This is a genomic window from Arthrobacter sp. Y3221159 (assembly GCF_059089885.1).
Window position 1 is genome coordinate 308364 of record NZ_JBNHFC010000002.1, and the last position, 21792, is coordinate 330155.

A 21792-nucleotide genomic window follows, 5' to 3' on the forward strand; every position below is an offset into this window, starting at 1 on the left:
ATTCGGGGGCGGGCCCAAGGCCCTGATGAAGCTAGCCGCGGTGCGGTGAGCCCAGCTCCACCGGGTCCTCGTCCGTCAGGTACGCCAGTTCGGAGTGGGCCGCGAGGTCGATGCCGCGCATCTCGTCCTCCGGCTTGATGCGCAGGCCCACGGTCTTGTCCAGGATCTTTGCCAGGATCCAGGTGATGCCGAACGAGTACGCCAGGACCGTGACCGTTGCCAGCGACTGCACGCCCAGGAGGTCCAGGCCACCGCCGTAGAAGAGCCCGTTGACGGCGTTCGGGGCGGCGTCGGTGGCGAAGAGGCCGATCAGCAGGGTGCCGAGGATGCCGCCCACCAGGTGGACACCAACGACGTCGAGCGAGTCGTCGAAGCCGAGCCGGAACTTCAGCTCGATCGCAAGCGAGCAGACGGCGCCGGCGATCAGGCCGATGGCAATCGCACCCAGTGGGCTGACCGAGCCGCAGGCGGACGTGATGGCGACCAGTGCCGAGACCAGGCCGGATGCAGCGCCCATGCTGGTGGCGGTTCCGTTGCGGAGCCGCTCAACGAGGGCCCAGGCGAGGAGGCCGGCGGACGCTGCCACGGCGGTGTTCAGGAAAACCACCGACGCCGACTGGCCGGCAGACAGTGCCGACCCGGCGTTGAAGCCGAACCAGCCCACCCACAGCAGGCCGGCGCCAACCAGGACCAGAGGCCGGCTGTGCGGCTTGGTGTGTTCCATCTTGGGCCAGCCCGAGCTCTTGCCCAGGACCAGTGCCAGGGCGAGGGCGGCGGCGCCGGCGTTCATGTGCACGGCCGTCCCGCCTGCGAAGTCGATGGCCTTGATGCCGCTGGCAATCCAGCCGCCAGTCACGCTGCCGTCCGCGGAGGAGAAGGCGAAGACCCAGTGCGCAATGGGGAAGTAGACGATAGTGGCCCAGATGCCGGCGAAGAGCATCCAGGCGCCGAACTTCATGCGTCCTGCCGCCGCACCGGCCACCAGGGCCGTTGTGACGCAGGCGAAGAAGAGCTGGAACGCGGCGAACAGGATGACCGGGATGGACGCCCCCTCGTCCGCGGCCAGCAGTTGCCCCATCCCCGGGAACTCGGTGACGTCCCCGATCAGCCCCAGGCCGCCCACGGAGTTCCCGAAGGCCAGTGAGTACCCAAACAGCGCCCACAGGACGGCGACCAGGCTGGCGCCGCCGAAGCACATCATCATCATGTTGAGGATGCGGCGCGAACCCACCATGCCCCCGTAGAACAGGGCCAGGGCGGGGATCATCATGCAGACCAGCGCCGCGCTGGCCAGAATCCAAGCGACATTTCCCGAATCCATTGGGAAACCCCTTTCGTGATGCGAGGAGAGAACGGAAATCGCCTGTCAGAGCCACTCCGGAGGAGGGACGCGGAGTCAGTACCACGTTCAGCGGAGGGCGGCTATTGCCGTCTGGATCCAACTGTATGGCGGGGGTTTTGAGCTGGGTTTCGGGTGTGTTAAATGATGGTTTCAGTCATCCTCACCCGGGTTCAGGGCTACGCCACAGCTGCAGTGGCCCTGGCGCGGCTAAGCTGGAAAAACCCGGGCAGCTTGGCAAACCCTGCCGGCGGAAGGACAGAGACGGACATGGCGAGAGCGACAGTGCAGGACGTCGCCCGGACGGCGGGAGTGTCCGTAGGGACAGTATCCCGGGTCCTGAATGGCAGCCCTGCCGTGAGCGTAGCAAGCAGGGAAAAGGTGGCAGGAGCCATCCGCCAGCTCAACTACCGGCCGCTCGCCTCCGCGCGCGACCTGCGGCGCGACCGGACAATGCGCATCCTGGCGCTTGCCAAGACCCTCGACTCACCCATCATCAGCGAGGCCTTCCGCGGAGTGGGTGACGCAGCAGCAATGTCGGGTTATGTCAGCCTCATCGCGCCGACGTCGGGCGACCCGGAGCGGGAGCAGCAGCTCGTGGACATGCTCCGCAACGGCTCCGTTGACGGGCTGCTGCTGTTCTCACCCACCATGCCGGACGACGACGTGGAGGCTTTGGCCGCCCAGCTCAGTGTGGTGCAGCTGTGCGAAGTGGGGGACGCGGAGGCAGCATTCGGCGTGTCCATCGATGACCGCCAAGCCGCCTTCGACATCACCCGGCATCTAATCGAAACCGGCAACCGGAGGCTTGCAATGATCGGCAACCGGGCCGCCCGCTCAGGCAGGCTGCGCGAGGAAGGGTTCCGCAGTGCTGCAGCAGAAGCAGGCCTGCCGCCCGCTCACACGCTCTTCACGGATGGCGGGTTCGACTTCCATGCCGGGCGCCGCCTCGCCAGGGAACTGCTAACCCTGGACCCGCTGCCGGACGCCGTCTTTTGCGGCAGCGACACCGTGGCCGCCGGCTGCGTCCGGGAAATTACTGATGCCGGCCTGAACGTGCCCGGCGATATTGCCGTGGCGGGTTTCGACGATTCGATCCAGGCGGAGATGTGCGTTCCGGAGCTGACCACCATCAGGCAGCCGGCGTACGACATGGGCCGGCTTGCCTTCGAGGCACTTTTCGACCGCATGACCGGACCGGGCGAACCCCGCCGCGGGCGCACCTTCCTTCCCCATGAGCTGGTGGTGCGGGAATCGACGGCCCGATAAAAAGGGTTGACAGTGGAGAGCAGGCACTGGAAGAATTTTGGAATCGATTCCAACGTTATTCAAATGCGCTTGTAGCGGCCTCGTGGAATCGATTCCACCATGAACCGTGAAAGTCCCGATCCGAAGGAAGCACACCCTTGAACAACCAGCAGCCCGTCGGCCAGCAGGCAGCCACGCCGGCCGCAGCACCTGTTCCAGAACTGAGGGTCGGCGTCGTCGGCATCGGCTGGGCCGGGCAGCAGCACCTGAAGGCCTACGATGCGCTTCCAGGCGTACGCATTGTGTCGCTGGCCGGCATGGAACAGGACCTCCGCGAGTCACTCCAGGCCGAGTACGGCATTCCGCACGGGTTTGCGGACTGGCAGGAGATGCTGGACCACGGCGGGCTGGACGCCATCAGCGTGGCAGTGCCCACCTTCCTGCACGCACCCATCGCCGTTGCTGCGCTTGAGCGGGGCCTGCACGTCCTGAGCGAAAAGCCCATCGCGCGCAACGCCGCCGAGGGCCAAGCCATGGTGGATGCCGCCCGCAAAGCCGGTCGGGTCCTGGACGTCGCCTTCAACCACCGCCGCCGCGGCGACATCCAGGCGCTCAAGCAGGTCATCGACGACGGCGGCCTTGGGCGCCCCTACTATGCGAAGGCATCGTGGCTGCGCCGTTCCGGCATCCCCACGCTGGGCAGCTGGTTCACCAACCCCGAACTCGCCGGCGGCGGGCCCCTGGCCGATATCGGTGTCCACGCCCTGGACTACGCCCTGCACCTGCTGGGCGAACCCAAAGTATTGGCAGTGTCCGCCGCCACCCACTCCGAGCTGGGCCCGCAGGGGCGGGGCGGCGGCAGCGCCTACTCAGCCCTGGCTTCAAGCCACGCGTTCGAGGTGGAGGACTTCGCGTCCGCCTTCCTCCGGCTCGAGGGCGGCGGAACGCTGCTCATCGAGGCCAGCTGGGCGACGTACCGGGAAACCGACGACCTGCTGGACTTCACCGTCTACGGAACCGACGGCGGCGCCGAGCTCAAGGTGCAGGGCGCACCCTTCCCGCCCGTCGGCCAGCTCCGGGTGTTCACCGACAAGGACGGGGAGTCCGCGGATTATGTGCCTCCGGTCCTCCCGGGCCGGGCGCATGATGCCGTGGTGGAGGACTTCGTGACAGCCGTCCGCGGCGGCCCGGAGGCCTGGCGCGGGCATGACGGATCGCTGGCCCTCTACCGGGCACACATCATCGACGCGTGCTACCAGTCGGCGCGGGAGCAAAGGGAGGTTCGTCTCTAATGGGTGAAAAACTGAGGATCCTGGTCTGGAACGAAGGTGTCCACGAGGCCAACAACGAGCCAGCCCATATCAGGGAGATCTACCCGGACGGCATCCACGGCGCCATCGCAGCAGGCCTGCGCTCCTTTTACCCGGAGTCGGAGATTACGACGGCGGTCCTCGCCACCGACGACCAGCACGGGCTCAGCGAGGAGGTGCTTGCCGAAACGGACGTCCTCCTCTGGTGGGGCCACATCGCCCATGACCAGGTGGGCGACGCCGTCGTCGAGCGCATCCAGCGCCACGTTCTGGGCGGCATGGGACTGATCGTGCTCCATTCGGGGCACTTCGCAAAGATCTTCACCCGGCTGCTCGGCACCAGCTGCTCGCTGGCGTGGCGGAACGAGGGCGAACGCGAGCTTGTGTGGACCGTGAAGCCGTCGCATCCCATCGCCGAGGGCGTGGACAGCCCCATCGTGATCCCGGAACAGGAGATGTACGGCGAGCTGTTCGATATTCCCGACCCCGACGACCTGATCTTCATCAGCTCGTTCGCCGGCGGCGAGGTGTTCCGTTCCGGCGTCACGTTCACCCGCGGCAAGGGACGCATCTTCTACTTCAGCCCTGGCGACCAGGAATACCCGGTGTACCACCACCCGCAGATCCAGCGCGTCCTGGCGAACGGCGTCCAATGGGCTGCCCAACCCGGACTGGACCGTTCGGCACCCGCCGTGACCAATCCCGCGCGGGACTGGTTCGCGGAGCGCTAGGAAGACAAGTTGCGGGTTTCCCCATAGCCGCCCCGCGCCCCAGCGGGTACAACTGAAAGATGACTTCCTCAGCGCTGGTGCTAGGTCCCATGATGCGGTTCGTGGAGGAGACGACGGCGAGCGTCTGGGTGGAAACCCGCGACTCTTCCCAGGTATCCGTGCAGGCCGGCGGCAGGGAATGGACGGCTTCAACCTTTGCCGTGCACGGGCACCATTACGCCCTGGTTGACGTGGATGGACTTGAGCCTGGAACGGTAACGCCGTACACGGTGGAGATCAACGGACGCCAGGTATGGCCGGAGCAGGAGCCGGGTTTCCCGCCGCCGGTGATCGCCACGCTCAAGCCGGGCAAGCCGCTGCGGCTGGCGTTCGGTTCCTGCCGGACCAGCGTCCCCCATGATGCCTCCGGCAACCGCAGTCATGGCGTGGACGCCCTGCGCGCGTACGCCATGGACAGGAGCTCGAACGGAAAGGAACCCTGGCCCGATCTGGTGGCATTCCTCGGAGACCAGGTCTACGCCGATTCCACCAGCGACCAGATGCAGGAGTTCATCAAAACGCGGAGGGACATTAAGGAGCCTCCCGGCGAGGAGCTCAAGGACTACGAGGAGTACGCCCACCTCTACTACCTGGCCTGGTCCGACCCGGCCAACAGGTGGCTGCTGTCCACCCTGCCCAGCGCCATGATCTTTGACGACCATGACATCCGGGACGACTGGAACGCGTCGCGGAGCTGGCGGGAGGAAATGCAGAGCGCCAGCTGGTGGCGTGGGCGAATCGTAGCCGGGCTGGCGTCCTACTGGGTCTACCAGCACCTCGGGAACCTTTCGCCGCAGGCGCGCGCTGCGGATCGCCTCTGGCAGAAAGTTGCCGCTCACAGCGGCAGCGGGGAATTGGACCTCAGCGCCGAGCTGGACGCCTTTGCGGCGCAGGCAGACCAAAACCCGGAGGCTTACCGGTGGAGTTTTTGCCGCGACTTCGGTGACACCCGGCTGATCGTGGTTGATTCCCGTGCCGCTCGGAACCTGGCACCGGACCGCCGCGCCCTGCTGGATGACGCAGAGACCGCCTGGCTGGACGACCGGATGCAGGGCGGCTTCCGGCACCTGCTGGTGGCCACGTCCCTGCCGTTCCTGCTGCCGATGGGCCTGCATCACCTCGAATCCTGGGACGAGGCCGTTTCGGAGGGCGCGTGGGGGAAACGCGCTGCCCGCGCCGCCGAGAAGCTGCGCCAGGCCTTCGACTTGGAGCATTGGGCAGCCTTCCAAAAGAGCTTCCGGCAAGTGGCGGCGATGGCCATGGAGGTGGCAGATGGCCGGCGCGGCCCGGCACCGGAAACGGTGACCTTCCTTTCCGGCGATGTGCACTTTTCCTACGTCTCTGAAGTGGAGCGGAGCGAAGGCAGCAGGATCATCCAGGCGGTCTGCTCCCCCATCCGCAACCCGCTGCCCCGGCTGCTGCGGTCCTTCGGCGCTGTCATGTCCTACGGCCTGGCCGCCCCCGTGGGCGCCGCCATTGCCCGCTCGGCTAAAGTCCAAGCGCCGCCGTTCCAGTGGTCCGGCATCAAGGGCCCGTGGTTCGACAACAACCTGGCCAGCCTCGAGGTGGTGCCCGGGGGGCTGAAGCTATGGTGGCAGAAAGGCGTGGTGGACGGCGGGGACAACCTTCACCCCCGGCTGGAACGCGTGGCGGAGATTACCGTCTCTTCCCGCCGCGCCGGGGAGCCTGCCAGGGAACGGGGTTAAGCCCCGCCTGCCGCCGCAGCCGTGCCACGAGCGTGGCGGCGAGCATCGCCGTCGTTAGTTCCAGTCCGATAACCAGCAGCAGTCGGCTACTGTTGGTCACCTCGAAAGCGGACGACGGCGCTCCCCCGCCGTGGGCGTGCCCCGCACCTCCCGCGCCCAGCAGCAGGACCGCGTGCAGGCCGGCCATCGCCACGGCGGCGGCAGTCACCCGGTGGAGTGCCCCCACTCTTCCGTGGCGCCAGATGTGGACGGTGCAGGGGACGCAGACGGCGGCGAGCGCCACCATCAGGAGTCCGAGCCAGACGCCGTGCCCGCCGGAAGCGGCCACCCACACATGCACCAGGCAGGACGCCGCAGTGACCAGCGCGCACAGCCGGGAATGAAGTCCCCGGCTAGTGGCAGGAGCCAACGCTGGTGCCTTCGCTGTGGCACGCCGACGCTCCGTTGACGTTGGCGGGCACGTCCAGGACCGGGCTGCGGTCGAAGAAACCTTCGGGGCGGAGCTTGAAGCCCACGGTGTCCACGGGCATGATGGGCCAGTCCTCCACCCGCGGGAAGTGAGTCAGGCCGAAGGTATGCCAGACCACGATGTCCTGGCCGTCGATATCCCGGTCCTGGGCCGCGTACCCGGGCAAGCCGGCGCCGCCGGCGTGCTGATTGACGAAGTCGCCCGTGGGGTACCGCTCCTCCTCGGCGTAGCGGGTGACCCAAAGGTCCTGGGTGGCGAATGCGGCGCGGCGGGCAATCGAGGATTCGGGGTCAGCGAGCAGGGTGGGCTGGTTGTGGGAGTGGAGCTTGTAGCCCACCGGCTCGCCCAAGCGGTTGCGGGACTCCGGGTTGGAGATGATCCAGGTGCGGCCGGCGCGGGCGTCGGCCTCCCGGACCGCGTCGGACTCGCGGGCCAGGACGGTGCGCTTTCGGGAGAAGGCGTTGCCCCGCTCGTTGCCCGGGCCCATCGCCTGCCGGACCACGTCTTCTTCCTCCACCCGGTTGGTGAACCCGTCGACTGCCATGTCCAGCCGCGCGCTGAACAGGTGCTGGTGGAACGGGGCGCCCAGGCCGGGGGCCAGCTGGGAGATGTTGTCCGAGCCTCCCTCCGGAAACGCGGAGGTGAAGACGACGCCGGTTGCCTTGGCCTCGAACTCGATGGTGCCGTCCAGGTAGAGGTACCAGTAGAAGCCGTAGTCGTAGTTGCCAATGGTGGTGAAGAAGGAGATCACCAGGCGGCGGTTGCGCCGGGTGTAGTTGACGCCGCTCCACAGGTCACTGTGCTTGGACAGGATGCCCCAGTCCTCCTCGTGCATGCAGATGCCGTTCCAAATCTCGCGCGGGTTGCCGAAGGCGTCGCTGATGACCGGGCTGAGGTAGGTGATGTCGCCCAGGCAGTCGCAGCCCAGCTCCAGGGAGTTGGCGTACTGGCCCACCAGGTATTCGCCGGTGTCGAAGTAGTTCTGCCAGGACCGGATGGGCGACGGATCGCCGTACGGGACCACCATTTCGGCGATGGAGGCCCGGTTGATGATCGGCCGCAGCCGGTCACCGTCCCGGAACGCCAGGTTGTGCAGGACCACGCCCTCGCGGACATCGAAGCCCACGTCCACGCTCCACTTTTCCCACTCCACGTGGTTGCCGCCGGTCACGGTAAAGCTGGGGCCTTCAGGCTGGGTGATGTTGATGGGTTTCTGGGTAGTGCGGAGCGGGCCGGTCAGTTCCGGATCGGTGTAGTTGCCGTGCTCCGCGGGGATGGGCATGGCGCCCAGGTCGATCACCTGCGTGACCTCCTTGTTCACCACGTCCACGTAGGCCACCAGGCCGTCCACGGGATGGGCCCACGCGCTGTCCTCGGGGAAGTCCTGGACGAACGCCAGGCCCCGCAGGATCCGTCGGCCCTTCTCCTCGGCATATTCAAAGACGCCCGCCGAAAGCGGCGCCACACGCACTTTTTCAACATCCAGGCCCCGGTCCTCCAAAGCCTTGAGCCAGCGTGTGTCGGTGGCAAGGAGGGCCTCCACCAGCTCGAATTCCTCCTCAAGGACCGGCAGTTCGCCGGTCGCCGCGGTATCGAGTTCGACGGCGGACAGCACCTTTTGCTGCGTGACCGAGACGATCACGTCGCGCGGCGCCGCGCCGGAGACATCGTGGACAAAGACCCGGAAGCGGCGGTCCGCCTCCTTGGGTGCCGCGCCACGCGGTGGCTCCAGGAGGCCCAGGTAGGCAATCCGGTGCTGTGGTTCCAACTGGCCTGCCGCCTGCAGGATGGAACGTACTTCAAGGATTTCCGGCGCCGTTGCCAGGCTGAAGGGGGATGCAGTGCGGGTTGGTGCAAGAGTCATGGTGAAACCTTTGTCCGGGCCGCAGTCGGCCGCTGGTGGTTTATTTTCTATAGTTGTAGAGAATAAACGTCCGTAACATGGCTCACAAGAGTCTGAGCGAAATATTTCCGGGAGTGCCAGCGGTGCCGAAGATAGTTGACCATGACGAGCGCCGGCTGGAGCTCGTTGACGCCACGTGGCGGATCATCGCCCGGCAGGGCCTCGAAGGGGCCACCATGCGCGAGATCGCCATGGAGGCCGGGTTTGCCAATGGCGCCCTGAAGCCCTACTTCCCCACCAAGGACACCCTCCTCGAATTTGCCTTCGGCCACGTCTTCAACCGGACCAACCAGCGGATTGCACAAGTGACTGCGGGCAAGAACGGCATTGCAGCGCTGCGGGCCTTCTGCCTGGAGGTACTGCCCCTGGACGAGGAGCGCGTCAACGAAGCGCGGATCGTGATCCCGTTCTGGCAGAAGGCCGTCAATGACGCCCAGAAAGCGCAGATCCACCAGCAGTCCATGGCCGCGTGGCTGGACACCATCCAGCGATTCCTGTCAGAGGCGCGCGAAGCCGGCGACGTCCGTGCCGCCGTCGACGATTCCATCCTGGCCGGCCAGCTCCTCAACATGCTGCTCGGCGCCCAGATCGAGGCGGCGCTTGCCCCGGAAGGCGGGGCCGACTTTGGCCACGCCGCCCAGCTTGACGGCTACCTCACCCTGCTAGCCGCATGACGGCGCAAATGATCCCCGCGGACATCGAGACGCCGGGCATCCTGGTCGACCTGGACATCCTTGACCGGAACATTGCCCGCATGGCGGATACCGTCCGGGCCAAGGGACTCATCCTTCGGCCCCATGCCAAGACGCACAAGATCCCGGAGATTGCCGCCCGCCAGCTTGCCGCGGGCGCCACGGGGCTGACGGTCGCCACCATTGGCGAGGCGGAAGTCTTCGCCGATGCCGGCGTGGACGACCTTTTCATCGCCTACCCTTTGTGGCTGTCCGACCGGAAGGCCGGACGGCTCAGGCGCCTCGCCGGAAGGGCGGAACTCACCGTGGGTGTGGACTCCGCGGAAGGTGCCGCCCGGCTTGGCCAGGGACTGGGGCCGGCGGCGGGAAACGTCAGGGTGCTGGTGGAGGTGGACAGCGGCCATCACCGCAGCGGGGTACGCCCGCAGTCTGCAACGGAGGTTGCCCGGGCAGCATCCGACGCCGGGCTGGACGTTGCGGGCGTGTTCACTTTTCCCGGCCACAGCTACGCTCCAGGCATGCCCGCCGAGGCGGCGGCGCAGGAGCAGGAGGCACTACAGCTTGCGGCGGAAGCCCTGGCGGCAAGCGGGTTCACGGCAAGGGTGCGAAGCGGAGGATCCACACCCACTGCGCTGCTCACTGGAAATTCCGGCGCCACGGAGGTCCGTCCGGGCGTCTACGTTTTCGGCGACGCCCAGCAGCTTGAGCTGGGCCGCTGCGCCCCGGAGGATATTGCGCTCACGGTGGCAGCCACCGTGGTGAGCCATCATGCGGTGGAACCCGGCATGACGCCCCGCTTTATCGTCGACGCCGGCAGCAAGATCCTCGGCAGTGACAAGCCCTCCTGGGCCACCGGTTACGGGCGACTGCTTGGTCATCCGGAGGCGAGGATCACGGCCCTTTCGGAGCACCACGCCACCGTGGAGTGGCACAGCCCGGAAGAACCGCCGGCGCTGGGCGGACGGCTGCGCGTCATCCCCAACCACGTGTGCCTGGCCATGAACCTGGTGGACGATGTCGCAGTCGTCAGCAACGGAAGCCTTGTGGAGCGCTGGCGCGTGGCCGCCCGTGGCAGGAACACCTAACCCCTCAGCCGGGGGAGGTCTTTTTTTCGCCAACTGTTGAAAAAAGATTGGTGCCGCATTAACCTGAGTGGACTGTGTTCCACGACACAGTCCGGGGGAAAGTCAGATGGCCGTCCGTCGTCGTCAGGATCATCCATGCCAGCACATAGCCCGTCCGGGTCCGCCGGGCAGCAGCTCACGTCCCGCACCGCCACATCCTTCGACCACTGGAAGCACCTGGTGGCCGAGTCCTTCGTGCCCCTGGCCGCCAGCACCGCGGACGTGGACGGCTTCCGCGGACAGATGCGCTCCCGCGTGCTGGACCGCATGTCCATCGTGGAAGTCACTGCCGCGTCGCACGAGGTGCACCGCACGCCGGCGCTGATTGCCCGGGCCGGCGAGCGCTACTTCAAGCTCAACCTCCAGCTGGAGGGCACCGGCCTGCTGATCCAGGACAACCGCGAGGCAGTCCTCCAGCCGGGCGACCTTGCCATCTATGCCACCAACCGCCCCTACACCCTCACCTTTGAAGAGCAGGCGCGGATGATGGTGGTGATGTTCCCCTGCGACGCCCTGTCCCTGCCGCCGGACTACGTGGGGCAGCTCGCCGCCGTCCGCATGGACGCCACCGGACTCAGCGGTATCGTAGGGCAATTCATCCGCCAACTCTCGGACAACCTGGAGGTCCTGAACGGTCCCAGCGGCTCCCGCCTGGCAACCAACGCCCTGGACCTGGTCTCCACCATGCTGCACGCCGAGATGGACATGACCCCGGACCGGATGAAACCGCAAGCGCTCCTGGCTGTATCCATCCGGGAATACATCGAGGCCAACTTATCGGATCCTACGCTGTCACCCGCCAGCATTGCCGCGGCGCACTTCATCTCCACCCGGCACCTGCACAACGTCTTCCACGAATCCGGCACCACGGTGGCCAACTGGATCCGAAGCCAGCGGCTGGAGGGCGCGCGCCGTGACCTGCGGGACCCCCTGCACGCGGGACAGCCGGTGGGCGCCATCGCCGCCCGGTGGGGAATCCTTGATGCCGCGCACTTCAGCCGGACCTTCCGGGATGCGTTCGGCGTCTCCCCCAGCGACTGGCGGCGCGGCGGCTAGGCTACACCGCGTCCGCTAGATCAGGCCCTGCGCCAGCATGGCCTCGGCCACTTTGACGAACCCGCCAATGTTGGCGCCCAGGACATAGTTTCCCGGCTCGCCGTACTCGTCGGCGGTGGCAGCGCACCGGTGGTGGATGCCCACCATGATGTCCGTCAGCCGCTCCTCCGTGTGCTCAAAGGACCATGAGTCCCGGCTGGCGTTCTGCTGCATCTCCAGCGCCGAGGTGGCCACACCGCCGGCGTTGGCGGCCTTGCCGGGGCCAAAGAGCACCCCTGCCTCCTGGAAGACTGCCACGGCGTCCCGGGTGGACGGCATGTTGGCCCCTTCACCCACCGCGAGGAGGCCGCCCCGCACCAGCCTCGCGGCAGCACCGCCGTCGAGCTCGTTTTGCGTGGCACAGGGCAGCGCCACGGTGGCATCGACGTCCCACACTGAACCGCCGTCAACATAGAAGACGCCGGGACGGCGGACGGCGTAGTCCTTGAGCCGGCCGCGTTCCACTTCCTTGACCTCGCGCAGGAGCCCGACGTCGATCCCCGCGTCGTCCACGATGTAGCCGGAGGAGTCGGAGCAGGCCACCACAGTGGCGCCCAGGGACTGCGCCTTGGCGATGGCGTTAATGGCCACGTTGCCCGACCCGGACACCACCACGCGCTGGCCGTCGAACGAGGTGCCGCGGGTCTTCAGCATTTCCTGCGTGAAGATCACGGTGCCGAAGCCCGTGGCCTCCGGGCGGACCAGCGAGCCGCCCCAGGAGATCCCCTTGCCGGTCAGCACGCCGGATTCATACCGGTTGGTAATGCGCTTGTACTGGCCAAAGAGGTAGCCGATTTCGCGCCCGCCCACTCCGATGTCGCCTGCCGGGACGTCCGTGTACTCGCCAATGTGCCGGTACAGCTCGGTCATGAAGGACTGGCAGAACCGCATCACCTCGGCGTCACTGCGGCCGCGCGGGTCAAAGTCGGACCCGCCCTTGCCTCCGCCGATCGGCATCCCGGTGAGGGCGTTCTTGAAGATCTGCTCGAAACCCAGGAACTTTACGATGCCCAGGTAGACGGACGGATGGAACCGCAGCCCGCCCTTGTAGGGACCCAGCGCCGAGTTGAACTCCACCCGGAAGCCCCGGTTGATTTGCACCCGCCCCGCGTCATCGGTCCACGGCACGCGGAAGATGATCTGGCGCTCGGGTTCGCAGAGGCGCTCCAGGATGGCGGCGTCGAGGAATTCAGGGTGCCGGTCATGGACCGGGCCGAGGCTTTCAAAGACCTCCACCACCGCTTGGTGGAATTCCGCCTCGCCGGGATTCCGCGCCAGGACGGTGTCCCGAATAGCCTCCAGCCGTGCATCCATGAACTGCTTCCCTGCCTGTTCCCCGGCGCACCGGCGGCTCCGGCGCGTACAAAAGTTGATACTTCAACTTATACGATTATGACCGGCGGCCTGTAGCCAGCGGCGCGAATTCCACCCTAATATTCGGAATGTGACATTCCAATTCCGTCTTGTGAAAAGACGCCCGACTTATGCGAACCGCCCGGCGGCCTTCTGATGGCCGACATCTGCCTGCTTCTCTCCGGGGCAGCACTCCTGATCAACGGCCTGGGAACGTTGGGGTTCCTTCCCCGCCGGGACGCCGGGGCCTTCAGCCTCCTGGTGGGCTGCACCCAGTTGGCGCTCGGCATCGCCTGCCTGGCCGTAGGCGGCACTGCGCCGCTGACCGTCGCGGGGATGTTCCTGTTCGGCACCACCTACGCCTACGTGGGCCTGGATGTCCTGCTCGGCCTTGGATCCAAGGGCGTCGGCTGGTTCTGCGGCATGGTGGCCGCCGTCGGACTGGTCCTCGCCGCAGCCTGGCTGGGCACCGACCCGCTGCTGGCCGTCCTGTGGTTGTGCTGGTCCATACTGTGGGGCATGCTTTTTGCCTCCGCGGCACTGGGCGTCACGCGCCTGGATCCGCTGGCCGGCTGGAGCCTGGTGCTGTCCAGCCAGGTCACGGCAACTGCTCCGGCCCTCCTGGGCCTGGCCGGGCTGTGGCCTGCCGGGGGCGGCGTGGCGGGCGCTGCGGCGGTGCTGCTCGCGGGGGTCTTCGTGCTGGCACACAGGCTGGCCCGCCGGGGAGCTGCTGCTCCCCCGCGGGCCAGTGAAAAGCTGCCTCCCGGCCCTGCCGGGCAAGCGTCCTAGAGGCGGCTGCTTCCCAGGTTCGCGGCTGCCTGCCGGCGCTGCACCTGCCCCTCCACCAGCACGCCTGCCACGTAAACGGCGGGGACGGCCACCAGCAGGGCCACCGCGGTTTCGGTGCTGCCGCCGATCAGCGCGGTGAAGTTGCTGACCACCAGGAACAGGATCCACGCCAGCAGGAGGGCGGCGAGCGCCGGAGCCACCAGGGTCTGCCACGGCTGGCCTGTGATGCGCTCCCGGCGGAAGAACCCGACGACGGCCACCGAGCAGAGGATGTACAGCACCAGCAGTGCCGCAACTGCCAGCCCGCTGAACCAGGAGAAGAGGCTCAGCACGGGGTCGAGGCCCAGCAGGGCGAAGGGGGCAACGAGCACGACGGCGGCGCCGGTCTGGATCCACGCTGCCACGGCCGGGGCGCGGTGCCGGTTGGTCCTGGCCACGGCTGCAGGCATGGAGCCGTTCAGGGCCAGGGAGTGGAGGTACCGGTTGATGCCGTTGTGGAAGGCGATGATGCCGGCCAGCAGCGACGTGACCAGCAGGACGCCGGTCACCACCCCGGCCCACGGGCCGAAGAGTTCCACCATGGGCCCCAGGACGAAGACGGTGGCGTCCCCTGTTTCCAGCGCCGCCCCGGCAGCATCCATCACCTGGGAGGGGCCGTAGTAGCTGACCAGCATCCAGGAGATGAAGGAAAAGAAGACGGCGATGACGCCCACGGAAAGATAGGTGGCACGGGCAACGGTGCGGTGCGGATCCTTGGCTTCCGCCGAATAGATCGCCGTGGATTCGAAACCGAACATGGACGCCACGGCAAACATGATGGCCACGCCGGGAGCTCCGGCGCCGATTGCCGCCGGCGAGAAGGACGCCGCAAGCTCAAGGCCCTCCGGTCCCCCGCCGCGGAACAGCACGGTGAAGCCGAACAGCAGCAGCACCGCGACCTCCAGGCCCACCAGCAGGGCCAGGAGCCGGGCACCGAGTTCGATGTTCAGCGACCCGAGGACCTGGACGCCCGCCATGGTGGCCAGGGCCAGCAGCCACCACGGCACCTCGAGTCCCATGGAGGCCAGCAGCCCGGAGAACACGGCCCCGTAGAGCCCGTACATTGCGGCCTGGACCGTGTTGTAGGCCAGCAATGCGAGCCAGGCTGCGCCGGCACCGGTCCTCCTGCCGAACGCGGCTGTGATGTAGGCATAGAAGGCGCCGTTGGCCTGGATCCTGCGACTCATGGCCACGAAGCCCACCGCGAAGATGACGATCACGATGCCCACGATGAGGTAGGCGCCGGGGGCGCCGGCACCGTTGCCGAGCGCTGCGGCGAGCGGCGAGGCGCCCACGATGCCCGTCAGGGGCGCCTGCGCCGAGAGGACGAAGAAAAGGATGCCCAGCACGCCGATGCTGCCGGCGCGGAGGGCAGTGGAATGCTCCTTGGCCGGAGCGTCAGTGGTCCGGGACTCGGAATTGGAAATACTCATTGGATCCTTCTTAGCGGTCATGAGTGGGGGAAATGTCTGTGGGACTCAGCTTGGCAAAGGACTTGTGCAGCGCTTTGTCGTGCAGTGATCAGTTGTTGTCGGTCAGCGCAACGCCGCGCGGGCCGGCAACAAGGCCTTAAATGCAAAATGCCCCTGCCGGGTGCCAGTTGGCGCCCGACAGGGGCATGAACAGTTGTTGCGGCCGGGACGGTCCGGCTAGCGGAGCACCACGGTCCGGTTGCCCCGCAGGATGACCCGTCCTTCGCAGTGCCAGCGGACAGCGTTGGACAGGGCCTTGCATTCGGTGTCGCGGCCTGCGGCCACCAGTTCCTCCGGACCGTAGGTGTGGTCCACGTCCACCACCTGCTGGGAGATGATGGGTCCCTCGTCCAGCTCGGCGTTCACGTAGTGTGCGGTGGCGCCCACGGTCTTGACCCCGCGCGCGTAGGCCTGGTGGTACGGCTTGGCGCCCTTGAAGCTGGGCAGGAACGAGTGGTGGATGTTGATGGCCCTGCCGTCCAGCTTGCGGGTCAGGTCGTCGCTGAGGACCTGCATGTAGCGGGCCAGCACCACCAGCTCGACGTCCAGTCCGTCCACCAGCTCCATCAGCCGGGCTTCGGCCTCGGGCTTGGTGTCAGCCGTGACCGGGATGTGGTGGAACGGGATGCCATGCCACTCCACCAGTGCCTGGTGGTCCCGGTGGTTGGACACCACGGCCACCACATCCACCGGCAGCTCGCCGATCCGTGCCCGGAACAGCAGGTCGTTCAGGCAGTGGCCGAACTTGGACACCATGATCAGCACCCTGCGCTTGGAGCCTTGGCGTTCCAACTGCCACCGCATGCCAAACTTTTCGGCCACGGGGGCAAACGAGTCCCGCAGGACCTGCAGCGTGGAGTCGTCCCCCTCTGAGACGAAATGCACGCGCATGAAGAAGTGGCCCTCGGACCGCTCCCCGAACTGGTTGTTGTCGATGATGTCGCAGCCGTGTTCCAGCAGGAAGCCGGAGACGGCGTGGACGATGCCCGGCCCTTCGGGGCAGTCCAGGGTGAGGACATGCTCCACGCTGGTGGGCGTCTTCGGGGCGGGGACGGAGGTTTCAGTAGCAGTCATGGCTCAGCACTCGATCACATTCACGGCAAGGCCTCCGCGGGAGGTCTCCTTGTACTTGGTTTTCATGTCAGCTCCTGTGTCACGCATTGTCTTGATGGCCTTGTCCAGCGAGACCTTGTGGCTGCCGTCCCCGTGCAGGGCCAGCCGGGCCGCGTTGATGGCCTTGACGCTGGCGATGGCGTTCCGCTCGATGCACGGGATCTGCACCAGGCCTCCCACTGGATCGCAGGTCAGGCCCAGGTTGTGCTCAATCCCCACCTCGGCGGCGTTTTCCACCTGGGCGGGCGTTCCGCCCAGCACCTCGCAAAGGCCGGCGGCGGCCATGGAGCAGGCCGAACCCACCTCGCCCTGGCAGCCGACCTCGGCGCCCGAAATAGAGGCGTTCGTCTTGAAGAGGATTCCGACGGCGGCCGCCGCCAGCAGGAAGCGGACCACGCCGTCGTCGTCGGCTCCCGGAACAAACTTCACGTAGTAGTGCAGCACGGCCGGCACGATCCCGGCGGCACCGTTGGTGGGGGCCGTAACGATCCGCCCGCCGGCGGCGTTCTCCTCGTTCACGGCGAGGGCGAACAGGTTCACCCACTCCATGGCGAGCAGCGGGTCCGCCGGGGCCTGGACGGGCGACGGCGTTGCTGCCGCGGCTTCCGCGCTGGCCGCGGAGGCCGTCAGGGTGCGGAACAGGGCCGGCGCGCGGCGGGGCACTTTCAGCCCGCCGGGCAGGATGCCCTCGGCGTTGCAGCCGTTCTGCACACATTCGCGCATGACGGCCCACAGCCCCAGGAGCTTTTCCCGGAGCTCGGCCTCGGTCCGCCAGGTCAGCTCATTCGCGAGCATGACGTCGGAGATGGACATGTTTTCGCGGCTGCAGATCTCCAGCAACTGGTCCGCGGTGCTGAACTGGTAGGGCAGGACGGTGTCATCCGCCACCACCTTGTCCGCGCCCTCGGCGTCGCCGTCGACTACGAAGCCGCCCCCAATTGAATAGAAGCTCCGCTCGCTCAGCACGGACCCGTTGTGGTCAAGGGCCCGGAATGTCATGCCGTTGGGGTGCGCCGGAAGGGACTTGCGCCGGTGCAGCACAACGTCCTCGTCCCAGTTGAAGTCCACCCGGTGAGTGCCGGCAACGTGGAGTTCAGCGTCCAGGGCGGCCGCCGCCACCTGGTCATCGGCCGTGAAGGTGTTCACGGTTTCCGGTTCCAGGCCCTGCAGCCCCAGGACAACGGCCTTGTCGGAGCCGTGCCCCCGCCCGGTGGCACCGAGCGAACCGAACAGTTCCGACTGGACGCGGACGGTGGAGCTGAGCTGCCCGTCAGCTTTCAATCCGTCGGCGAACTGCTTGGCCGCCCGCATCGGGCCCACCGTGTGTGACGACGAGGGCCCGATGCCAACGGAAAACAGGTCAAGGACGCTGAGCGCCATTAGGGGACCTCGGGTGACGCATACTCCCGCATGGCGTCCAGGAGCCACCGGCCCACGAATTCGGCGAAGGACGCCCGGGGGAAGATCCGGAAGGAGTCCTCACCCGTCTTCCACAGGATCGTGGGGATGTTCGCGATCTCGGTGGAGTAGGCGGTCCCGGCCTTGAACTCCCGGGGGTGCAGGTCCAGCGGGCAGCCCTTCTCGAGGACGGCCCGTGCCCGGGGGCCGCTCAACTCGAAAGTGGTCCGGTTGGCGGAGAGGTCCACCACCTGGCCCTGGCCGTCGGCCAGGGCGTCCTGCAGGGCCTGGATCAGGTCGCCGCCCAGGGACTCGTGCGCCTCTGTGGGGGCAACCACCAGGAACTCGCCCGGTCCCAGCCAGAGGACCGAGATATCACCGTTGGCCACGACGCCGCCGCACTGAGCGGGCAGGCCGCCGGTGACCGAAGCGAGCCGCTGCCCGGCTTCGGAGCCGGCGTAAGCCCGGAGTCCCACCAAGGTGAGGAAGGGCCGCTCGGACAGTTCCACCGTGCCCGCCAGCGAGCCGGCCGTGAAGGCCTCCCGCAGCTGTGCTGCCGGGCTGATGCGGACGGAGAGGTTCTTTTCCGCGGAGCTCTGGGCGGGGGATGCTGCTGTTTCAGCCATCTTTACGGGTCCCTTCGGAGTCAAAAAGCACTGTTTCTGCCACAACCACGTCCACCAGCTGGTCGCCGGCGGCGGCCACCAGGGTTTCGCCGATGCGGTTGCGGCCGTTCTTGATCAGGGCCAGGCCGAACGACCGGCCCAGTGCTGCGCTGTGGTAGCTGGAGGTGACGAAGCCCTCCATCGGCACGGGCCCGTAGGCCGGGTTGGTGGAGCGGCCCTTTTCCACCAGCTGGGTGCCTTCGGGCAGCCGCAGCGTGCCGTCCACCGGCAGGACGCTGACCAGGTGCTTGCGGTCTTCGCGCTGCTGGTCCACCCGGGAGTAGGAGCGCTTGCCGATGAAGTCCTTGGCCTTGGAGACGATCCATTCCATGCCCGCGTCCTGCGGGGTGACGGTGCCGTCGGTGTCCTGCCCCACGATGGGGTAGCCCTTTTCGGCGCGCAGCACGTGCATGGTCTCGGTGCCGTACGGGGTGATGTTGAACTCGGCACCCGCAGCGGCCACCGCTTCCCAGGTGTTGAGCCCGTACCAGGTGGGAACGTTGATTTCGTAGGCCAGTTCACCGGAGAAGGAGATCCGGCAGACCCGGGCACGGACGCCGGAAGCGAGCGTGGTTTCCCGGAACGTCATGAACGGGAAAGCCTCGGTTTCCAGGCCGCCGTTGGCAGCGAGTTCCGGTGCCAGCTTCGCGATCACGGCGCGGGACTTCGGCCCGACGACGGCGATGGTGCTCCACTGTTCGGTCACCGAGGTGCAGTGCACGTCCAGTTCCGGCCATTCGGTCTGCAGCCACTCCTCCAGCCAGTCCAGCACCTTGGCGGCACCGCCGGTGGTGGTGGTCATGAAGTAGCGGTCCTCGTCGAGGCGGAGCGTGACGCCGTCGTCGAAAATCATGCCGTCCGGCGTGCACATGACTCCGTACCGTGCCGAACCCGGGGCCAGCTTCTTGAACGCGTTGGTGTAGACACGGTTCAGGAACTCGCCCGCGTCCTTGCCGCGGATCTCGATCTTGCCCAGGGTGGTGGCGTCCATGAAGCCCACGGACTCGCGGACTGCGGCGCATTCGCGCAGCACGGCTGAGTCCATGTCCTCGCCGGCCTGCGGGTAGTACCAGGGCCGCTTCCACTGTCCCACGTCCTCGAACAGGGCGCCCTTGGCCACGTGCCACGGGTGGATGGACGTAATGCGGGCGGGGTCGAAGAGTTCGCCGCGCTGGCGGCCGGCCAGTGCCGCGAAGGCCACCGGGGTGAACGGTGCGCGGTACGTGGTGGTGCCGATGTCGCCGATGCCGCGGGATGCTTCGCCGGCCGTGCGGAGTGCCGCGGCGATGACGCCAATGGCGTTGACGCCGGAGGTCTTGCCCTGGTCGTTGGCGGTGCTGATCGAGGTGTAGCGCTTCACGTGTTCAACGGAGCGCATGCCGGCTCCGGTGGACCGCAGGACGTCGGCCACGGACTGGTCGCGCTGGAAGTCCACGAAGTGGTGGTGCCAGTCGTCCGGGGTACCGTTCTCCCCCGGCACCAGCCACAGCTGGCGGGTGGGGGCGACGGCCTTCGGCTCACCCAGCGGGGACGGCTCGACGGCGGAGCTGAAGCCGGCGGCGATGGCTGCGGAGGCACCGGCGGAAATGCCTTCGGCGAGGCAGTCCTGGGTGGCGAAGGAGCCGCGGCCGGAGCCGATGGTCTGCTGGTTGGGGACCACGGTGCTGGGCACGAACGCGGCGAGGTCCTCGTCCCAGCGCAGCTTGCCCTGGCGCTGGGAGTGCAGGTGCACCAGCGGGCTCCAGCCGCCGGACACGGCCAGCAGGTCGCAGGCCATCTGCTCGACGCCCGAGGTGAGTTCGCCGTCGTCGTTGAGGCTGCGGATGGTGACGCCGTTCAGGCGGCCGTCCGCGTCTGCCGAGGTGTTGGCAACGGCGCTGCCGATCAGCACCCGGGTGCCTGCCTCGACGGCAGCGGCTGCCACCGGCGAAATCTGCGCCCGGGCGTCCACGACGGCGGCAACCTTGACGCCGGCAGCCTGGAGGTCGGCGGCCAGGGCGTAGGCGCTGTCATTGGTGGTGCTGATGACCACGCGCTGGCCGGCGGCCACCGCGAAGCGGTTCAGGTAGCTACGGACCGCCGAGGCGAGCATGATGCCCGGGCGGTCGTTGTTCTCGAACACCAGCGGACGCTCGTGGGCGCCGGGGGCCAGCACAACCTGCTGGGCACGGATGTGCCAAATCCGCTGGCGGGACACGCCGGGAGCGGCGGGGCTGGAGAGATGGTCGGTGCGGTTCTGCACGGCAATGACGTAGTTGGCGTCGTAGGCGCCGAACGCGGTGGTGCGGTTCAGGACGGTGGATTCGGCGCCGGAGACCAGTTCGGCCTCCACATCGGCAACCCATTCCAGTGCCGGCTTGCCCTCGATGGTCTCGGCAAGCTCCGGCGAAGTGGAGCCGGAGAGCAGCGACCCGCCCAGCTCGGGCTGGTCGTCCAGCAGCATGACGCGGGCGCCGGTGCGGACGGCTTCGCGGGCGGCAGCCAAGCCGGCGGGGCCGCCGCCGATAACCAGGACGTCGGTGTGGACGTACTTCTTGTCGTACTCGGCGCGGTCCTCGTCCGGATCCAGCCGGCCCAGTCCGTTGAGCAGTTCGGCCTTCAGGCCGTCCACCAGGGACACCGTGGTGGCGGGCAGCATGGACTCGGCCACGTGGCCCGGGAAGCGGGGAGCGATCTTGACCAGGGCGTTGGGTTCCTCCACGCCGGCAGCCAGGATGCCGCGGGGGCGGTCCTCGTAGAGGGAGCTGCCGACGGCGACGCGGCCGTTGGCGAGCAGTGCGGAGGCGAGCGTGTCCCCGGGGTGGCCGGTGTATTCCTCACCGTCGACGGTGAAACGCCAGGAGATGGTGCGGTCGATGCGGCCGCCGGTTGCGAGGCGGGTGTTCTGGGAAGTCACTGGGCTGCTCCTTCCGGGGCTGCAGGGGTGGCGGGGGAAATGCTTGTGCCGGAGGTGTCGGGTGCGGCGGTCCCGGTGGTGGTGCTGTCGGCGGCGGTGCTGGCAGTGCCGGATTCCGCGGTCTGCCGTCCGGCCAGGTCGGGGCGGGGCGCGCCCATAGGGTAGACGGCCTTGATGTCATAGCTCACGGTGTCGCGGAGCATGTTGAACCATTGGCGGCAGCCGGTGCTGTGGACCCAGCGCTCGGCGAACGTGCCTTTGGTGTTCGCGCGGTAGAAGAGGTACCGGGACCACTCCACGTCGTTCAGTTCGTTCGGGTTTTCGGGGTACGCCACGTGGGCCTGGCCGCCGTAGTGGAATTCGGTTTCATCCCGGGGGCCGCAGTTGGGGCATGAGATCAGCAGCATGTGC

General features: G+C 67.4%; 18 protein-coding genes. 8 read left to right on the forward strand and 10 right to left on the reverse strand.

What is annotated here, in order from left to right; all coding sequences use genetic code 11:
* Positions 1-31: 31 nt before the first annotated feature.
* On the reverse strand, positions 32-1321 hold the full coding sequence (locus tag AC5RT3_RS03830) for an ammonium transporter (RefSeq protein WP_494123539.1): 1290 nt from the start codon (positions 1319-1321) through the stop codon (positions 32-34).
* 288 nt (positions 1322-1609) lie between these two features.
* Here AC5RT3_RS03830 and AC5RT3_RS03835 point away from each other — a divergent pair, with 288 nt between their 5' ends.
* The 4 genes from AC5RT3_RS03835 (at position 1610) to AC5RT3_RS03850 (ending at position 6373) form a co-directional block, all read left to right on the forward strand.
* Positions 1610-2608 (forward strand): LacI family DNA-binding transcriptional regulator, encoded by a 999-nt coding sequence (locus AC5RT3_RS03835; RefSeq protein WP_494053464.1) that lies wholly within the window; start codon positions 1610-1612, stop codon positions 2606-2608.
* Positions 2609-2745: 137 nt separating this feature from the next.
* The gene (locus tag AC5RT3_RS03840; RefSeq protein WP_494053459.1) at positions 2746-3879 is read left to right on the forward strand and encodes a Gfo/Idh/MocA family protein; all 1134 of its coding nucleotides are present in this window, start codon (positions 2746-2748) and stop codon (positions 3877-3879) included.
* On the forward strand, positions 3879-4628 hold the full coding sequence (locus AC5RT3_RS03845; RefSeq protein ID WP_494053458.1) for a ThuA domain-containing protein: 750 nt from the start codon (positions 3879-3881) through the stop codon (positions 4626-4628). Before AC5RT3_RS03840 ends, AC5RT3_RS03845 begins: the two co-directional genes overlap by 1 nt.
* A 59-nt stretch (positions 4629-4687) precedes the next feature.
* Entirely contained in the window at positions 4688-6373 is a 1686-nt protein-coding gene (locus AC5RT3_RS03850) for an alkaline phosphatase D family protein (protein ID WP_494053457.1), read from the forward strand.
* On the opposite strand, the gene AC5RT3_RS03855 is transcribed toward AC5RT3_RS03850, so the two are convergent.
* A complete protein-coding gene (locus tag AC5RT3_RS03855; protein ID WP_494053456.1) occupies positions 6324-6782 on the reverse strand; it encodes a hypothetical protein in 459 nt (152 codons plus the stop codon). The genes AC5RT3_RS03850 and AC5RT3_RS03855 overlap by 50 nt on opposite strands.
* Positions 6766-8706, reverse strand: a complete 1941-nt coding sequence (locus AC5RT3_RS03860; protein WP_494123540.1) for a primary-amine oxidase — start codon at positions 8704-8706, stop codon at positions 6766-6768. The genes AC5RT3_RS03855 and AC5RT3_RS03860 overlap by 17 nt, the downstream gene beginning before the upstream one ends.
* Before the next feature lie 122 nt (positions 8707-8828).
* Between AC5RT3_RS03860 and AC5RT3_RS03865 the strand changes: the two genes are divergently transcribed.
* The 3 genes from AC5RT3_RS03865 to AC5RT3_RS03875 all read left to right on the forward strand — a co-directional run bounded on the left by AC5RT3_RS03865 (position 8829) and on the right by AC5RT3_RS03875 (position 11617).
* Positions 8829-9419, forward strand: a complete 591-nt coding sequence (locus tag AC5RT3_RS03865) for a TetR/AcrR family transcriptional regulator (RefSeq protein ID WP_494053454.1) — start codon at positions 8829-8831, stop codon at positions 9417-9419.
* Entirely contained in the window at positions 9416-10522 is a 1107-nt protein-coding gene (locus tag AC5RT3_RS03870; protein WP_494053453.1) for an alanine racemase, read from the forward strand. Before AC5RT3_RS03865 ends, AC5RT3_RS03870 begins: the two co-directional genes overlap by 4 nt.
* A 135-nt stretch (positions 10523-10657) precedes the next feature.
* A complete protein-coding gene (locus AC5RT3_RS03875; RefSeq protein ID WP_494123541.1) occupies positions 10658-11617 on the forward strand; it encodes an AraC-like ligand-binding domain-containing protein in 960 nt (319 codons plus the stop codon).
* 15 nt (positions 11618-11632) lie between these two features.
* Here AC5RT3_RS03875 and gdhA read toward each other — a convergent pair whose 3' ends face one another.
* Positions 11633-12970, reverse strand: coding sequence for an NADP-specific glutamate dehydrogenase (gene gdhA, locus AC5RT3_RS03880; protein WP_494053451.1), 1338 nt, complete (start codon positions 12968-12970; stop codon positions 11633-11635).
* A 195-nt stretch (positions 12971-13165) separates the two neighbouring features.
* Between gdhA and AC5RT3_RS03885 the strand changes: the two genes are divergently transcribed.
* Positions 13166-13798, forward strand: coding sequence for an AmiS/UreI family transporter (locus tag AC5RT3_RS03885; protein WP_494123542.1), 633 nt, complete (start codon positions 13166-13168; stop codon positions 13796-13798).
* Here AC5RT3_RS03885 and AC5RT3_RS03890 read toward each other — a convergent pair.
* The 6 genes from AC5RT3_RS03890 to AC5RT3_RS03915 form a co-directional block, all read right to left on the reverse strand.
* Positions 13795-15270 (reverse strand): APC family permease, encoded by a 1476-nt coding sequence (locus AC5RT3_RS03890; RefSeq protein WP_494123543.1) that lies wholly within the window; start codon positions 15268-15270, stop codon positions 13795-13797. The genes AC5RT3_RS03885 and AC5RT3_RS03890 overlap by 4 nt on opposite strands.
* Positions 15271-15486: 216 nt before the next feature.
* Complete coding sequence (gene purU / locus AC5RT3_RS03895; RefSeq protein ID WP_494053448.1) at positions 15487-16383, reverse strand: formyltetrahydrofolate deformylase; 897 nt, start codon at positions 16381-16383, stop codon at positions 15487-15489.
* Between the two features lie 3 nt (positions 16384-16386).
* Positions 16387-17802: an L-serine ammonia-lyase gene (locus AC5RT3_RS03900; RefSeq protein WP_494053447.1), complete on the reverse strand. Its 1416-nt coding sequence runs from the start codon at positions 17800-17802 to the stop codon at positions 16387-16389.
* Positions 17802-18446 carry a sarcosine oxidase subunit gamma gene (locus AC5RT3_RS03905; protein ID WP_494053446.1) on the reverse strand — a complete coding sequence of 215 codons (645 nt, stop codon included), beginning with the start codon at positions 18444-18446 and terminating at the stop codon, positions 17802-17804. The genes AC5RT3_RS03900 and AC5RT3_RS03905 overlap by 1 nt, the downstream gene beginning before the upstream one ends.
* A complete protein-coding gene (locus AC5RT3_RS03910) occupies positions 18439-21381 on the reverse strand; it encodes a sarcosine oxidase subunit alpha family protein (RefSeq protein WP_494053445.1) in 2943 nt (980 codons plus the stop codon). The genes AC5RT3_RS03905 and AC5RT3_RS03910 overlap by 8 nt, the downstream gene beginning before the upstream one ends.
* Positions 21378-21788, reverse strand: a complete 411-nt coding sequence (locus tag AC5RT3_RS03915; protein ID WP_494053444.1) for a sarcosine oxidase subunit delta — start codon at positions 21786-21788, stop codon at positions 21378-21380. Before AC5RT3_RS03915 ends, AC5RT3_RS03910 begins: the two co-directional genes overlap by 4 nt.
* Positions 21789-21792: the final 4 nt, after the last annotated feature.